Consider the following 16,012-nt stretch of genomic DNA (forward strand, 5'->3'; position numbering starts at 1 on the left):
CGGCTAGCTGCCCCCTGTGTGCACCTGGAAGGCGGCCCGGCGCACGGCCTTGGCGAGCGCCGGGTCGGGGTGGGCGGCGGCGAGCGCGACCAGGACCTGCACGGTGCGCGGGTGGCCCACGGCGCGGACCTCGTCGAGGAGCATGGGGACGGTCGGCTGGATCGCGGACTCCAGGTGGCGCACGAGCAGCGGGGCCTCCCCGTGGTCGGCGACCGCGGCGGCGGTGTCGACCCACATCCAGGTGGCCTCCTCGCGGGTGAGGACCTCGTGGGCGTCCTCCGGGTCGATCCCGTCGTGCTCCGCGAGCCACAGCAGGGCGTACGGCCGCAGGGTCGCCTCGTCGACCGCCGCGCGGACGTCGGGCTCGGCGGGGGCGCCGACGACGCGCAGCGCCTCGAAGGCGAGGCCGCGCAGCAGGGCGTCCTCGCCGCGGGCGGCGTCGATCAGCTGGCCGACCGCGCTGCCCACGGTGCGGGCGGCGAGCCAGGCGCGGTACTCGGCGCGGGCGGCGTTCGGGCGGAGCTGGGAGCAGCCGCGGAGCATGTCCTCGGCGGACTGCTCGATGTTCCCGGCGGGGCTCTGCGCGGCGACGCAGATCTGCTCCAGCTTGACCCAGACCGCCCAGCTGCCGAGCGGGGTGAGGGTGGCCTGGGCGTCGCCGTAGGTGAGGGCACCGACGGAGGCGAGGGCGTGCAGGGCCCAGTCGAGGAGGGCGTCGAGCGGGGTGTCGGCGGCGTCCGGGGGCTGCTGGACCGGCTCGGGCTGCGGGCCGTAGGGGATCTCGCAGCGCTCGGTGCGCAGTTCGGTGACGCGCTGGCCGAGGAGGTCGAGGAGCTGGGCCACGGGGACGGGCCCGGCGGACAGCTGGAGGAAGGAGAGCACCTGAGGCATGGCCGAGACGACCTCGGCGACGGCTGAGGGCTCGTACTCCCGGGGTTCCGGGTGGGCGAGCGACCAGGCGTCGAAGAGGGCGACCCAGCCGCGCAGTACGGCGCTGTCGTCGCGGTCCCAGGCGCGCAGCCGCCAGCCGGGGCGGGCGCTGTCGCCGTGCACCTCGACGAGGCCGGCGAGGCGGGCGGTGTCCCAGTCGGCGCGGACCTGAGCCGGGGTCAGGCCCAGATCCTCGGCCGCGAGTTCGGCGGTCGCTTCGGAGAGGGTGCCTTTGCCGTCGGGGCTCGCGCCGTCACGGCCGGGGCGTAGTGCGGCGTCGGCCCAGTGGGCGACGCGGGCCGCGCCGGCCAGGCCGGAGCGTGCCATTCTGGCCAGTTCCGCGGGGGCCGGTGTGCCCTCCGGAGGACGGGGTGCGGGGCGGCGCGAGCGCCGCTGGTTCATCGCTCGGGGGGCGGCGGCCAGGGGTCGCGGGCGGACGAGTCGAAGCCTGGAGTCGCGCGGGATACGGGACGTCACGGGTGCAGTCTTCCGGTTGACGGTCCGAAAACCCAAACGGAATGTCACGGCGGGCGACGGGGAGGGCCAAGGCAGGGGGTCCCGCGGGCTGCTGGGGACCGGGTTCAGGCCAGTGGTACAGGGCTAAACGGAAGGTCGGAGGGGGGCGGGCAGGTGAGTGGGCCGGGGTCACATCAGCGGAGTCAGGAAGCGGCGCAGGATCTCCTCGTAGGCGGCCGGGTCGGCGTTCCACATGGCGCTGTGCGGGGCCCGGGCGACCGGCTGGAGGGTGATCAGGTCGGGGCGGCGGGCGGCGAAGCGGCGGGAGAGGGACCAGGGGGCGACGGTGTCGTCGGGGCCGTGGAAGATCAGGGTGGGGACCTTGAGCCGGGCGGGGTCGGCGGCCTCGGCGATGCGGTCGCCGTGCAGACCGGTGCGGCCCTGCGCGGCGCGGACCGCCAGCGGCAGCAGCGCGCCCGGGGTGTGCCGGGCGGTGGCGAGGGCGCGCAGCGTCGTCTCCCAGTCGAGCACCGGCGAGTCCAGCACCAGGCCGGAGACGCGGTCGCGCATCCCGGAGTGGGCGGCGGCACGCAGCGCCATGGTGGCGCCGGTGGACCAGCCGTAGAGGACCACGTGCTCGGCGCCGTAGCGCACGGCGTAGCGGATCGCGGCGTCCAGGTCGCGCCACTCGGTCTCGCCGAGGTGGCCCAGGCCGTCGGGGTTGCGGGGTGCGCCGAGGTCGCCGCGGTAGGAGGGGGCGAGGACCGGGAAGCGGTTGCGGTGCAGGAACTCCATGACGTTCAGGGCGAGTTCGCGGGTGGTGGCCAGGCCGTGCACCGCGATCACCCAGGTGCTGCGGGCTCCGGGGACGAACCACGCGGGCAGGGAGCCGAGTTCGCCGGGGATGTCGATGTCGGCGTGGTCCAGGCCGAGGGCGGCGCTCGGGTTGCCGATGTGGACGTTGGGGGTGAGCCACACCTTGTCGCGGGGGTGCAGGGTGCCGTGGGTGACGCATTCGAGGCGGCGTACGACGGTGTCGGCGGAGTGGGGGGCCGTGTCGATCACGGGGCCGACGACCGCGTGGGAGCCGTCGCCGGCGAGGCCGTAGGTGCCGGGGCGCAGGGAGGCCAGGTCCCGGGTGAGGGTGATCTGGCCGGCGGCGGTGGCGTGCACCGTGAGCCGGGGTTCGGTCGGCAGGGGGCGGCCGGGCGGCGCCTTCAGCGCGGCGTCGCTGGCGTACCGGCCGGCGGCGACGCCCACCGCACCGGCCGCGAGGGCCACGGAGACGGCCGCGGCCGTCGCTTTGACTGTGCGCACGGCTCCAGTGTCCCGGCGGACCGGGCTACCGGCCAGCCGGAGGAGGCGGCGGATGGACGCGAGTCCGGGAGGAACCGGGGCGGGGCGGAGCAGCCCCGTCAGCCCGTCGGCCGACCTCAGCCCCACCACCCCCGGTCAGTGCACCCCCGCTCTCCCTGCTCCCGTCACCCCCGCCGCTGCCCATACCCCCGCAACCGCTCCCCCGCCTCGGCCACCTGTTCCTCCGACAGCAGCGTCGGCGACAGCCCGGGCACCGACGACGCCGTCAGCCACAGCCGGCACATCCACTCCAGCTGGGCCGTGCGGTCGAACGCCTGGTCCAGGGAGGTGCCGTAGGCGATCGTGCCGTGGTTCTGGAGGAGGCAGGCGGAGCGGTCGGCGAGGGCCCGGAGCATGTTCTCGGCCAACTCCTCGGTGCCGTATGTCGCATACGGGGCAACCCGGACCGGGCCGCCGAGGGCGCCGGACATGTAGTGGATCGAGGGGAGTTCGGGGACGAGGGTCGAGACGGCCGTCGCGTGGACGGCGTGGGTGTGGACGACGGCGTGGGCATCGGTGGTGCGGTAGACGGCGAGATGCATGGGCAGTTCGCTCGTCGGGAGGAGGGTGCCGAGGACCTGTCGGCCGTCGAGGTCGACACCGACCGTGTCGTCCGGTGTCAGCCGGTCGTAGGGGACGCCCGACGGTGTGACCAGGACGATGTCGCCGACACGCACCGAGACGTTCCCGGAGGTGCCGACGACCAGGCCGTCGGACACCGTCCGGCGGGCCGTGACGACGAGTTCGTCCCAGGCGTCCGCCTCCTCGGGGCGCACACGCCGCCGCCACGGCTCCCCCACAGCCTGTGCGCCCTCCCCGACATCCCGCACGCCCCGCTCGTCCCGCCGCCGCTCAGCCATGCCGCGATCCTGCCAGCCGGTTTCCCAACACGCGCTCGGGCGAGGGCACTTTAAGCCGGAAGCCGCGCAACCGAAAGAGTACATATAGGGATGTAACACCCAGTCAAGCCGCTTGGCCGGAGACCGATCGGCGTCGACAGATCTTCCAATAACCTCTGGGGGATTTGTCGTGCACGCCGCCATTCCCGGGGGAAACATGGCCCGTGATCGCAAACCGCCCCGCCGCCGCACGCACCGCGGCGCCCGTCACCGCGCCCGCCTCGTCGCGGCCGTCACCGCACTCTCCGCCGGCGCAACCGCACTCGCGCTCACGCTCACCGAGATTCCGGCCGCCGCCGCGAGCCCCGCCAAGGGCCACGACGTCTCCTCGCACCAGAAGAACGTCGACTGGCCGAGCGCGAAGGCGAAGGGCGCCACCTTCGTCTACGTCAAGGCGACCGAGTCCACCAACTACGTCAGCCCCTACTTCACCCAGCAGTACAACGGCGCCCGCGCCGCCGGCATCATCCGGGGCGCGTACCACTTCGCCCTTCCGAACAAGTCGTCGGGCACGGCCCAGGCCGCGTACTTCGTGGCGCACGGCGGCGGCTGGAAGGCGGACGGCTGGACGCTGCCGCCGGCGCTCGACATCGAATACAACCCGTACGACAAGAAGCACGGCTGCTACGGCCTGAGCAAGGCGAAGACGGTCGCCTGGATCAAGGCCTTCAGCGCCGAGGTGAAGCGCGAGACGGGCCGCCGTCCGGTGATCTACACGACCGCCCACTGGTGGAACACCTGCACGGGCAGCAGCACCGCCCTGGCCTCGACACACGCCCTGTGGATCGCCCGCCACGAGTCGGCGGACGCGGGCTCGCTGCCCGCCGGCTGGTCGTACTGGACCTTCTGGCAGTACGACAACAGCGGCAGCCTGCCGGGTGATCAGAATCTCTTCAACGGGACGACGAGCCAACTGAAGAAGTTCGCTCGGGGTTACTAGTCCGTACAGACACTCCAGAGACCCCCTCAGTTCATCTTCCGTTCATCCAGGTTGCCTACGGTCAACGCGCCAATGACCTCGAACGATTGCCTGGGTAAATGGAAAGCTTCTCGCTGATTCTCGCGATTGTGGTCGTCACCGCACTCGCGTTCGATTTCACGAACGGTTTCCACGACACCGCCAACGCGATGGCCACCACCATCTCGACCGGTGCGCTCAAGCCCAAGGTCGCGGTGGCCATGTCGGCCACCCTCAACCTGGTGGGCGCTTTTCTCTCCGTGGAGGTCGCCAACACGATCTCCAAGGGTCTCGTCGATGAGAGCGGCATCCGTCCCGAGGTCATCTTCGCCGCCCTGGTCGGCGCGATCCTCTGGAACCTGGTGACCTGGCTCGTCGGCCTGCCGTCCAGTTCCTCGCACGCCCTGATGGGCGGTCTGATCGGCGCCACCATCGCCTCGGCCGGCACCGGCGCGGTCCACGGCGACGTCCTGGTCACCAAGGTGCTGCTGCCCGCGGTCGCCGCCCCGATCGTCGCGGGCGTCGCGGCGATGCTGGCCACCAGGTTCTCGTACACGCTGAGCCGGAACTCGGACGGCAAGGCCGCCGACAAGGGCTTCCGCGTCGGCCAGATCGCGTCCGCCGGACTGGTCTCGCTGGCCCACGGCACGAACGACGCGCAGAAGACGATGGGCATCATCACGCTCGCCCTGATCGCCGGCGGCTCCATCGCCCCCGACTCGGACCCGCCCACCTGGGTCATCCTCTCCGCGGGCCTCGCCATCGCGATGGGCACCTACATCGGCGGCTGGCGCATCATCCGCACCATGGGCAAGGGCCTGACCGACCTCCGGCCGCAGCAGGGCTTCGCCGCCCAGACCAGCGCCGCCGCGGTCATCCTGGCCTCCTCGCACATCGGCTTCTCCCTCTCCACCACGCACGCCGTCTCCGGCTCCGTGATGGGTGCGGGCCTGGGCCGCAAGGGCGGGGTCGTCCGCTGGTCGACCGCGACCCGGATGTTCGTCGCCTGGGGTCTGACGCTGCCGGCCGCCGCGCTGGTCGGCGCGCTCGCCGAGTCCGTGACCGACCTCGGCGACTGGGGCACCGCGCTGGTGGCCGTCTTCCTGATCGCCTCCAGCACCGCGATCTGGATCGTCTCCCGCCGCCAGGTGGTCGATGCCTCGAACGTCAACGAGTTCGAGGAGCCGGCCGGCGTGGTCACCGCCGCGATCGCCGCCGTCACCCCGCCCCCGTCGGTCGCCCTCTCCGAGGGCCTCACGGCGACGATCCCCTCGCCGCCCGTGACCCCGGCCCCCGTCGTGAAGTCCGACCCGGCGACCCCGCCGGCCGCCGCGGTCTGAGCCCGAGCACCCGGTCATCCAGAAGGAAGTAGAAGCATGCACATCGACTGGGCAGCCCTCGGCTCCGTCTTCGGCGTCAGCCTCGTGGTCACCGTCGCCCTGGTGGCCGTCTTCACCCTCGGCATCACCGCCCTCTCCCGCCGCGAACGGGCCACGGCCCAGGGCGACTCCGCGACCCTCGCCCTGACCGGCGCGTACGCCTGCTTCGCGGCCTGCGCGGCGGCGGTGGCGTACGGGATCTACATCATCGTGGCCTGACCGGCCGCCAGTTGGACCGAGCGTGGGGTGCGGGACGGATCACCGTCCCGCACCCCACGCTCGCGTGCCCCCTTCGACGACCCGCGTGTGGGCATCAGCACACTCCTCCCCCGCAGGTCAACAGCAAGTTGACGCCCCTTCCAACACCGTGGTGGACTGCCGGAGCCATGTACGGCGGCAGGAGAGGAAGCCGGTGTGAATCCGGCGCGGTCCCGCCACTGTCACCGGGGTAGACAACCCCGGGAGCCAGGAACTCTCACCGCCGGTCTCGTCGAACCAGGGCGTGGACACCCTGAGTGAGGACATATCGCCATGCTCGGCTGCCGTTCGAGGTCCCGTACCAGCGCAAGTCCCGACTCAGCGACCGGCTGAGCCGATGCGTGCCGATCGCGTCTTCGCGTACGGCGCCGCCGCCGGCCTTCTCGGCGACCACCTGCTCGGCGATCCCCGCCGCGGGCATCCGGTCGCCGCGTTCGGCCGCGCCGCCGGTGCCGTGGAACAGCTGCTGTGGCGCGACCACCGAGGCTGGGGCGCCCTGCACACCGCCGTGTGCGTGGGCACCACCGTCTCCCTCGCCGCCGCGGCGACCTCGGCCCTACGACCCTCCCGTACGGCCTCTGCCGCCCTCACCGCCGCCGCCACCTGGGCGGTCGTCGGCGGGACCTCGCTCGCACGCGAGGCCGGAATCATCGGGCGGGCGCTGGAGGCCGGTGACATCGAGGCCGCGCGGGCACGGCTCCCGCACCTCTGCGGACGCGACCCGCAGGCCCTCGACGCGGACGGGATCGCCCGGGCGGTCGTCGAGTCCGTCGCCGAGAACACCTCCGACGCGGTGGTGGGCGCCCTGGTGTGGGGCGGCATCGCGGGTGTCCCGGGTCTGCTCGGCTTCCGAGCGGTGAACACCCTGGACGCCATGGTCGGCCACAAGTCGGCCAAGTACCGCCGCTACGGCTGGGCTTCGGCCCGCCTCGACGACGTGGCCGGCTGGCCGGGCGCCCGCCTCACCGCCGCCCTCGCCACCGTCGCGGGCGGCGACCCGCGCGGAGCGGTGCGCGCCTGGCGCACCGACGCCCCCAAGCACCCGAGCCCCAACGCCGGTCCCGTGGAGGCCTCCTTCGCGGGCGCCCTCGGCGTACGGCTGGGCGGCACGCTCTCCTACGGCGGCCGGGTCGAGCACCGGCCCGTGCTCAACGGCGCCGGACGCGCCGTCGCCGTACCGGACATCGACCGTGCCGTACGGCTGTCCCGGCGCGTCGGCTGGCTCGCGCTCGGGGTCAGTGTCGCCGGGCGGCTGCTGGTGAAGGGACGGAAGTCATGAGCGGCGGCGGGCTGTTGGTCGCGGGCACCACCTCGGACGCCGGGAAGAGTGTCGTGACCGCCGGGATCTGCCGGTGGCTGGTGCGGCAGGGCGTGAAGGTCGCACCCTTCAAGGCGCAGAACATGTCGCTCAATTCGTTCGTCACGCGGGAGGGCGCCGAGATCGGGCGGGCGCAGGCCATGCAGGCGCAGGCCTGCCGCATCGAGCCGACCGCGCTGATGAATCCCGTTCTGCTGAAACCCGGCGGCGACCGGACCAGTCAGGTCGTCCTCATGGGCAAGCCCGTCGGCGAGATGAGCGCGCGCGGCTATCACGGGGGACGGCAAGAGGCGCTGCTCGGCACCGTGTTGGACTGTCTCGCCGAGTTGCGGGGCACGTATGACGCGGTGATCTGCGAGGGGGCCGGTTCGCCCGCCGAGATCAATCTGCGGCGGACCGACATCGTGAACATGGGCATCGCGCGCAACGCGCAACTGCCCGTTCTCGTCGTCGGCGACATCGACCGCGGCGGCGTCTTCGCCTCCTTCTTCGGGACCGTCGCGCTGCTCTCCTCCGAGGACCAGGCGTTCGTCGCCGGGTTCCTCGTGAACAAGTTCCGGGGTGATGTGTCGCTCCTGGAGCCGGGGTTGGAGATGCTGCACGGCCTGACCGGCCGGCGGACGTACGGCGTGCTGCCGTTCCGGCACGGGCTCGGGATCGACGAGGAGGACGGGCTGCGCATCTCGCTGCGCGGGACCGTCCGGGAGTCGAACACCGCGCCGCCGGTCGGTGAGGACGTGCTGCGGGTCGCCGTCTGCGCGATCCCGCTGATGTCCAACTTCACCGACGTGGACGCGCTGGCCGCCGAACCGGGCGTCGTGGTCCGGTTCGTGGACCGGCCGGAGGAGCTGGCCGACGCCGATCTCGTCGTGATCCCCGGGACCCGGGGGACGGTGCAGGCGCTGGAGTGGCTGCGGCAGCGGGGACTCGCGGACGCCCTCGTCCGCAGAGCCGCGGAGGAACGGCCGATCCTCGGCGTCTGCGGCGGCTTCCAGATCCTCGGCGAACACATCGAGGACGAGGTCGAGAGCCGGCGGGGCTCGGTCGACGGACTCGGAGTGCTCCCCCTGCGCGTGCGGTTCGCGCGCGAGAAGACCCTCACCCGGCCCGTCGGCGAAGCCCTCGGCGAGCGGGTCGAGGGGTACGAGATCCATCACGGGGTCGCCCAACTGACCGGCGGAGAAGCCTTCTTGGACGGCTGCCGGGTCGGCCAGACCTGGGGCACGCACTGGCACGGCTCGCTGGAGTCGGACGGGTTCCGGCGGGCGTTCCTGCGCGAGGTGGCCGCCGCCGCGGGGCGCCGGTTCGTACCGGCCGCCGACACCTCGTTCGCCGCGCTGCGCGAGGAGCAGCTCGACCGGCTCGGCGACCTCATCGAACAGCACGCGGACACGGACGCGCTGTGGCGGCTCATCGAGTCCGGCGCGCCACAAGGACTGCCTTTCATTCCACCGGGAGCGCCCGCATGAGCACAGTGTTGTTGTTGTCGACCGCCGACACGGATCTGCTGGCGGCGCGTGCCTCCGGCGCCGCGTACCGGATCGGCAACCCGTCCCGCGTGGACGCCGCCGAGGAGCTGCCCGCGCTCCTCGCGGGCGCGGACCTCGCCGTCGTACGACTGCTCGGCGGCAAGCGGGCCTGGGAGGACGGGCTCGCCGCGCTCAAGGCCTCCGGCATCCCGACCGTGCTGCTGGGCGGAGAGACCGTCCCCGACGCGGAGTTGATGGCCGAGTCGTCGGTGCCGGCGGGGGTGGTGGCCGAGGCGCTGCGCTATCTCGTCGAGGGCGGTCCTGACAACCTCACCGAACTCGCCCGCTTCCTCTCCGACACCGTGCTGCTCACGGGCGAGGGCTTCGAAGCGCCGCAGAAGATGCCCGAGTTCGGGATCCACGGCGAGCGTGCCTTCGTCGAGGGCCGCCCGACCGTCGGCGTGCTCTTCTACCGGGCGCACCACCTTTCCGGCAACACCGCCTTCGTGGACACCCTGTGCGACCGGATCGAGGCGAAGGGCGCCAACGCCCTTGCCGTGTACTGCGGTTCGCTGCGCGGTGCCGACTCCGGGCTGTACGACATCCTCGGCAAGGCCGACGCGCTGATCGCCACCGTCCTCGCCGCGGGCGGCACGCACGCCTCGCAGGCCTCGGCCGGCGGCGACGAGGAGGCCTGGGACATCGGCGCCCTCGCCGACCTCAACGTGCCCGTGCTGCAAGGACTTTGCCTTACGTCGTCCAGGGCGGCCTGGGACGGGTCCGACGCCGCCCTCTCCCCCATGGACGCGGCGATGCAGGTCGCGATCCCCGAGTTCGACGGACGCCTGATCACGGTCCCCTTCTCCTTCAAGGAGCAGGGCCCGGACGACGTCCCGGTCTACGTCGCCGACCCCGAGCGGGCCGCGCGAGTCGCCGGAATCGCCGTACGGTACGCGAAGTTGAAGCACAAGCCGAACGCCGAGAAGAAGCTCGCGCTCGTCTTCACCGCCTACCCGACCAAGCACTCGCGCGTCGGCAACGCGGTCGGGCTGGACACGCCCGCCTCGGCGATCCGGGTGCTGGACGCGCTGCGGGACGCCAGGTACGGGGTCGACGAACACCCCGACAACGGCGACGAGTTGATCCATCGGCTCATCAACGCCGGTGGGCATGACGTGGAGTGGCTCACCGAGGAGCAACTAGCCGCCGCTCCCGCACGAGTGCCGCTCGCCGACTACCAGGCATGGTTCGACAAGCTCGAACCCGAGCTCAGGCAGGGCATGTTGGACGCGTGGGGCGAGCCTCCGGGCAGTCTCTACGTGGACGGCGACGACATCGTGCTGGCGTCCCTCCAGTTCGGGAACGTCGTCGTGATGATCCAGCCGCCGCGCGGCTTCGGCGAGAACCCGATCGCGATCTACCACGACCCCGACATGCCCCCGTCGCACCACTACATGGCCGCCTACCGCTGGCTGGACAACAGCTTCGGCGCGGACGCGATCGTCCACATGGGCAAGCACGGCACCATGGAATGGCTGCCGGGCAAGGGACTTGGACTGAGCAGTGGCTGCGCACCGGACGCCGTACTCGGTGAACTCCCCCTGATCTACCCGTTCATCGTGAACGACCCGGGCGAGGGCACCCAGGCCAAGCGGCGCGGACACGCCACGGTCGTCGACCACCTCGTCCCGCCGATGGCGCGCGCCGACACGTACGGCGACCTGGCGAAGCTGGAGCAACTCCTCGACGAGTACGCCCTGGTGTCCGACCTGGACCCGACGAAGGCACCGGCCGTGCGCGCGCAGATCTGGACGCTGGTGAAGGCGGCCGAGCTCCACCACGACCTGCATGTGGACGACCAGCCGGACGACGCGGCGTTCGACGAGTTCGTGATGCACATCGACGGCTATCTGTGCGAGATCAAGGACGTGCAGATCCGCGACGGACTGCACATCCTCGGCGGCGGACCGGTCGGCGAGGCACGGGTGAACCTCGTGCTGGCCGTGCTGCGCGCCTCGCAGGTGTGGGGCGGGCAGGCCAACGCGCTCCCGGGGCTGCGGGCCACGCTGGCCGAGCATTTCGGCCTGGTCGAGAAGGAGTTGCTGGCCGAGCCGGGCGCACCGGTGAAGGTGCCGGTGGAGCTGACGGATCTCGTCGAGGGACCGGCCCGTTCGGCCGCCGACGCGATCGATCTGTTGGAGCAGCTGTGCCGCCGGTTCGCGGAGGGCATGGAGGCCCAGGAGTGGGACGTCACCACCGTCCCGGCGCTCGTGCGTGCCGTCATCGGCGCCGAACTCCCGGACGCGGTCGCGGTGTTGAAGTTCGCGTGTGACGAGGTCGTGCCCCGTCTGGCCCGCACCACCGACGAGATCGACCACATCCTGCTCGCGCTCGACGGCGGTTACGTCCCGGCGGGCCCGTCGGGCTCCCCGACCCGCGGACTGGTCAACGTCCTGCCGACCGGCCGGAACTTCTACTCGGTCGACCCCAAGGCCATTCCGTCCAGGCTGAGTTGGGAGGTCGGGCAGGCGCTGGCGGACTCGCTCGTGCAGCGGTACGTCCAGGACAACGGCGAGTTCCCCAAGTCCGTCGGCCTCACGGTGTGGGGTACGTCGGCGATGCGCACCCAGGGCGACGACATCGCGGAGATCCTCGCGCTGCTGGGCTGCCGTCCGGTCTGGGACGACGCCTCGCGCCGGGTGACCGGCTTCGAGATCGTGCCCGTCACGGAGCTGGGCCGGCCGCGCATCGATGTCACGGTGCGGATCTCCGGCTTCTTCCGGGACGCGTTCCCGCACGTCGTCGGGCTGATCGACGACGCGGTACGGGCGGTGGCCGAGCTGGAGGAGCCGCCCGAGTCCAACTACGTCCGCAAGCACGCCGACGAGGACACCGCCGAGCACGGTGACCGGCGCCGGGCCACGGCCCGTATCTTCGGCTCCAAGCCGGGGGCGTACGGCGCCGGTCTGCTGCCGCTGATCGACGCGCGCAACTGGCGCAGCGACGCCGACCTCGCCGAGGTGTACGCCGTGTGGGGCGGCTACGCGTACGGGCGCGGGCTCGACGGGCGGGCGGCGCGCGGGGACATGGAGACGGCGTTCCGGCGAATTGCCGTAGCCGCAAAGAACGTCGACACCCGCGAGCACGATCTCGTCGATGCCGACGACTACTTCCAGTACCACGGCGGCATGGTCGCCATGGTCCGCCACCTGACCGGTGCCTCCCCCGAGGCGTACGTCGGCGACTCGGCCACCCCGGACCAGGTGAAGACACGCACGCTCGGCGAGGAGACCCACCGCGTCTTCCGCGCCCGCGTGGTCAACCCCCGCTGGATGGCGGCGATGCGCCGTCACGGCTACAAGGGCGCCTTCGAGATGGCGGCGACCGTCGACTACCTCTTCGGCTACGACGCGACGGCCGGGGTCGTCGACGACTGGATGTACGAGAAGCTCAGCGCGGAGTACGTCTTCGACCCGGAGAACCGGGACTTCATGAAGAAGTCCAACCCGTGGGCGCTGCGCGGCATCACGGAACGGCTCCTCGAAGCCGCCGAGCGCGGTCTGTGGGCCGAGCCGGACGCGGACACGCTGGAACGACTGCGGGCCACCTACCTGGAGCTCGAAGGCGACCTGGAGGGCGACGACCAGTGACAACTCCCTTTCCGTTCACGGCCGTTGTCGGCCAGGACGACCTGCGGCTCGCGCTGCTGCTGAACGCCGTGTCGCCGGCGGTCGGCGGGGTGCTGGTGCGCGGCGAGAAGGGCACCGCCAAGTCGACGGCCGTACGCGCGCTCTCGGCGCTGCTGCCGGAGGTCTCCGTCGTCCCCGGCTGCCGTTTCTCCTGCGACCCCGCAGCCCCCGACCCGGCCTGCCCGGACGGGCCGCACGAGACCGGACCCGGCACCCAACGCCCGGCGCGCATGGTCGAGTTGCCGGTCGGCGCCTCCGAGGACCGGCTCGTCGGCGCGCTCGACATCGAGCGGGCACTCGCCGAGGGGGTCAAGGCCTTCGAGCCGGGGCTGCTGGCCGACGCGCACCGGGGGATCCTGTACGTCGACGAGGTCAATCTCCTTCACGACCACCTCGTGGACCTCTTGTTGGACGCCGCCGCGATGGGCGCGTCGTACGTCGAACGCGAAGGTGTCTCGGTCCGGCACGCCGCGCGCTTCCTGCTCGTCGGCACGATGAACCCCGAAGAGGGCGAGCTGCGGCCCCAGTTGCTCGACCGGTTCGGGCTGACCGTCGAGGTGGCCGCCTCCCGGGAGCCCGACCAGCGGGTCGAGGTCGTGCGGCGCAGGCTCGCCTACGACGACGATCCAGCCGGTTTCACCGAGCGCTGGGCGGACGAGGAATCCTCCGTACGGGCTCAAATCATCGCCGCGCGTGCGCTGTTGCCGTCCGTGCGACTGGGCGACGGGGCACTGCGGCAGATCGCGGCGACCTGTGCCGCCTTCGAGGTGGACGGTATGCGCGCCGACATCGTGATGGCGCGTACGGCGACCGCGCTGGCCGCCTGGGCCGGGCGGACCGACGTGCTCGCCGAGGACGTACGGCAGGCCGCGCTGCTCGCGCTGCCGCACCGCAGGCGGCGAAATCCCTTCGACGCACCGGGACTTGACGAGAACAAGCTCGACGACACGTTGGAGGAGTTCGCCGAGCAGGAGCCGGAGCAGGGGCCCGAGGACGACGATCCAGGGCCTGACGGTCCTGGCGGCGGCGGTGGGCAGTCGCCCGAGGACGACTCGGACGGGCCGCAGGGCGGCGACACCGCCGCCCAGCCCGAGGCGGGCGAGGGCGGGCAGCCGCAGAACTCCGGCGAGCAGCAGCCCGTACGCGCCTCCGAACCCTTCCGCACCAAGGCGTTGAGCGTGCCCGGAATCGGTGAGGGTGCCGCCGGGCGGCGTTCGCGGGCGCGGACCGAGCACGGGCGGACCACCGGGGCCCGGCGGCCCCAAGGGGCGCTCACCAAGCTGCACTTGGCGGCGACCGTGCAGGCGGCGGCACCGCATCAGCTGGCGCGTGGGCGGGCCGGGCGGGGGCTCGTCGTGCGCCGGGACGATCTGCGGCAGGCGACGCGAGAAGGGCGTGAGGGCAACCTCGTGCTGTTCGTCGTGGACGCCTCCGGGTCGATGGCGGCCCGGCAGCGGATGAGCGCGGTGAAGGGGGCTGTGCTGTCCCTGCTGCTGGACGCCTATCAACGGCGGGACAAGGTGGGGCTCGTGACCTTCCGGGGGTCCGCCGCCGATGTCGCCCTGCCGCCCACCTCCTCCGTGGACGCCGCCGCCGTACGGCTGGAGTCGCTGCCGACCGGGGGGCGGACACCGCTCGCGGCCGGGCTGCTCAAGGCGCGGGACGTGCTGCGGGTGGAGCGGCTGCGGGATCCCGCGCGGCGGGCGCTGGTGGTCGTGGTGACCGACGGGCGGGCCACCGGTGGGCCGGAGCCGGTCGCGCTGGCCGGGCGGGCGGCGCGGTTGTTCGCCGCCGACGGGGTCGCCTCCGTGGTCGTGGACTGCGAGTCGGGGCCCGTACGGCTGGGCCTGGCGCGGCAGTTGGCCGGTGAGCTGGACGGCACTGCGGTCACGCTCGACGAGTTGCGGGCCGACTCGATCGCCGGGCTGGTCAAGGACGTACAGAGGAGGGCCGCGTAATGCCGCAGGGGCAGCCAAGTGTCGTACCGGACGACGGACTGACGACCCGTCAGCGGCGGAATCGGCCGTTGGTGATCGTGCACACGGGCATCGGCAAGGGGAAGTCCACCGCCGCCTTCGGGCTCGCCCTGCGTGCCTGGAACCAGGGGTGGCCGATCGGGGTGTTCCAGTTCGTCAAGTCGGCGAAGTGGAAGGTCGGGGAGGAGAACGCCCTGCGGGTGCTGGGGGCTTCCGGCGAGGGCGGGTCCGTCGACTGGCACAAGATGGGCGAGGGCTGGTCCTGGGTGCAGCGCGACTCCCAGATGGACAACGAGGAGAAGGCCCGCGAGGGCTGGGAGCAGGTCAAGCGGGACCTCGCCGCCGAGACGTACCAGCTGTACGTGCTCGACGAGTTCGCGTACCCGATGCACTGGGGGTGGATCGACACGGACGAGGTGATCTCCGTGCTGCGGGACCGTCCGGGCACCCAGCACGTGATCATCACCGGACGGAACGCGCCCGAGAAGCTCGTCGACTTCGCCGATCTCGTGACCGACATGTCGAAGGTCAAGCACCCGATGGACGCCGGTCAGAAGGGTCAGCGGGGTATCGAGTGGTGATGTCTTCTGTGCCTCGGCTGGTCATTGCCGCGCCCTCCTCGGGCAGCGGCAAGACCACCGTCGCCACGGGGCTGATGGCCGCGTTCGCCGCGCGGGGGCTCGCCGTGTCCCCGCACAAGGTCGGGCCGGACTACATCGACCCCGGGTACCACGCGCTCGCCACCGGGCGGGTGGGGCGGAACCTCGACGCGTATCTGTGCGGGCCGGAGTTGATCGGTCCGCTGTTCGCACACGGGGCGCGCGGGTGTGATCTCGCCGTCGTCGAGGGTGTCATGGGGATGTACGACGGGGCCGCGGGCGAAGGGGAGTTGGCGTCCACGGCCCATGTCGCGAAGTTGCTGCGGGCGCCGGTCGTCCTCGTCGTCGACGCGTCCTCGCAGTCCCGGTCGGTTGCCGCGCTGGTGCACGGGTTCGCGTCCTGGGATCCGGAGGTGCGGGTCGGGGGTGTGATCCTCAACAAGGTCGCGTCGGATCGGCATGAGGCGTTGCTGCGGGAGGCGTTGGACGCTGCCGGGGTGCCCGTGCTGGGTGTGCTGCGGCGGGTGCCGCAGGTGGATACGCCGTCGCGGCATCTGGGGTTGGTGCCGGTCGCCGAGCGGCGGGCTGCGGCGGTGGAGGCGGTCGCGGCGATGGGGGCGCAGGTGTCCGCCGGGTGTGATCTGGAGGCGTTGGTCGCGCTGGCGCGTAGTGCCGGTGCGTTGTCCTGTGCGGCTTGGGATGCGGCTGAGGTCCTGGCTTCTTCG

12 protein-coding genes and 1 riboswitch are annotated in these 16,012 nt (G+C 72.2%); of the genes, 9 read left to right on the forward strand and 3 right to left on the reverse strand.

Annotated features, from left to right (window positions below; translation table 11 throughout):
• Positions 1-3: 3 nt before the first annotated feature.
• From SSP08S_RS09975 to SSP08S_RS09985, 3 genes are all read right to left on the reverse strand, one after another.
• Positions 4-1,407 (reverse strand): hypothetical protein, encoded by a 1,404-nt coding sequence (locus tag SSP08S_RS09975; RefSeq protein ID WP_078532400.1) that lies wholly within the window; start codon positions 1,405-1,407, stop codon positions 4-6.
• A 168-nt stretch (positions 1,408-1,575) separates the two neighbouring features.
• A complete protein-coding gene (locus SSP08S_RS09980) occupies positions 1,576-2,703 on the reverse strand; it encodes an alpha/beta hydrolase family protein (protein ID WP_026178348.1) in 1,128 nt (375 codons plus the stop codon).
• Positions 2,704-2,867: 164 nt separating this feature from the next.
• Complete coding sequence (locus tag SSP08S_RS09985; protein WP_026178349.1) at positions 2,868-3,602, reverse strand: class II aldolase/adducin family protein; 735 nt, start codon at positions 3,600-3,602, stop codon at positions 2,868-2,870.
• A 196-nt stretch (positions 3,603-3,798) separates the two neighbouring features.
• Between SSP08S_RS09985 and SSP08S_RS09990 the strand changes: the two genes are divergently transcribed.
• From SSP08S_RS09990 to SSP08S_RS10030, 9 genes are all read left to right on the forward strand, one after another.
• Positions 3,799-4,581 carry a lysozyme gene (locus tag SSP08S_RS09990; RefSeq protein WP_019067444.1) on the forward strand — a complete coding sequence of 261 codons (783 nt, stop codon included), beginning with the start codon at positions 3,799-3,801 and terminating at the stop codon, positions 4,579-4,581.
• A gap of 98 nt (positions 4,582-4,679) precedes the next feature.
• Complete coding sequence (locus SSP08S_RS09995) at positions 4,680-5,939, forward strand: inorganic phosphate transporter (protein ID WP_019067445.1); 1,260 nt, start codon at positions 4,680-4,682, stop codon at positions 5,937-5,939.
• Positions 5,940-5,975: 36 nt separating this feature from the next.
• On the forward strand, positions 5,976-6,197 hold the full coding sequence (locus SSP08S_RS10000) for a hypothetical protein (protein ID WP_019067446.1): 222 nt from the start codon (positions 5,976-5,978) through the stop codon (positions 6,195-6,197).
• A gap of 135 nt (positions 6,198-6,332) precedes the next feature.
• A riboswitch (cobalamin riboswitch) is annotated at positions 6,333-6,472 on the forward strand.
• A gap of 101 nt (positions 6,473-6,573) precedes the next feature.
• Positions 6,574-7,515 carry a cobalamin biosynthesis protein gene (locus tag SSP08S_RS10005; protein ID WP_019067447.1) on the forward strand — a complete coding sequence of 314 codons (942 nt, stop codon included), beginning with the start codon at positions 6,574-6,576 and terminating at the stop codon, positions 7,513-7,515.
• Positions 7,512-9,023, forward strand: coding sequence for a cobyric acid synthase (locus SSP08S_RS10010; RefSeq protein WP_019067448.1), 1,512 nt, complete (start codon positions 7,512-7,514; stop codon positions 9,021-9,023). The genes SSP08S_RS10005 and SSP08S_RS10010 overlap by 4 nt, the downstream gene beginning before the upstream one ends.
• Positions 9,020-12,673, forward strand: a complete 3,654-nt coding sequence (gene cobN / locus SSP08S_RS10015; RefSeq protein ID WP_019067449.1) for a cobaltochelatase subunit CobN — start codon at positions 9,020-9,022, stop codon at positions 12,671-12,673. Before SSP08S_RS10010 ends, cobN begins: the two co-directional genes overlap by 4 nt.
• Complete coding sequence (locus tag SSP08S_RS10020) at positions 12,670-14,670, forward strand: putative cobaltochelatase (RefSeq protein WP_019067450.1); 2,001 nt, start codon at positions 12,670-12,672, stop codon at positions 14,668-14,670. Before cobN ends, SSP08S_RS10020 begins: the two co-directional genes overlap by 4 nt.
• Positions 14,670-15,269 (forward strand): cob(I)yrinic acid a,c-diamide adenosyltransferase, encoded by a 600-nt coding sequence (gene cobO / locus SSP08S_RS10025; RefSeq protein WP_019067451.1) that lies wholly within the window; start codon positions 14,670-14,672, stop codon positions 15,267-15,269. Before SSP08S_RS10020 ends, cobO begins: the two co-directional genes overlap by 1 nt.
• A partial coding sequence (locus tag SSP08S_RS10030; protein ID WP_043259372.1) for a cobyrinic acid a,c-diamide synthase CobB occupies positions 15,269-16,012 on the forward strand: 744 nt, incomplete at its 3' end. The genes cobO and SSP08S_RS10030, both read left to right, overlap by 1 nt.

The organism is Streptomyces hokutonensis, assembly GCF_000376565.1.
Taxonomy (GTDB): Bacteria; Actinomycetota; Actinomycetes; order Streptomycetales; family Streptomycetaceae; genus Streptomyces; species Streptomyces hokutonensis.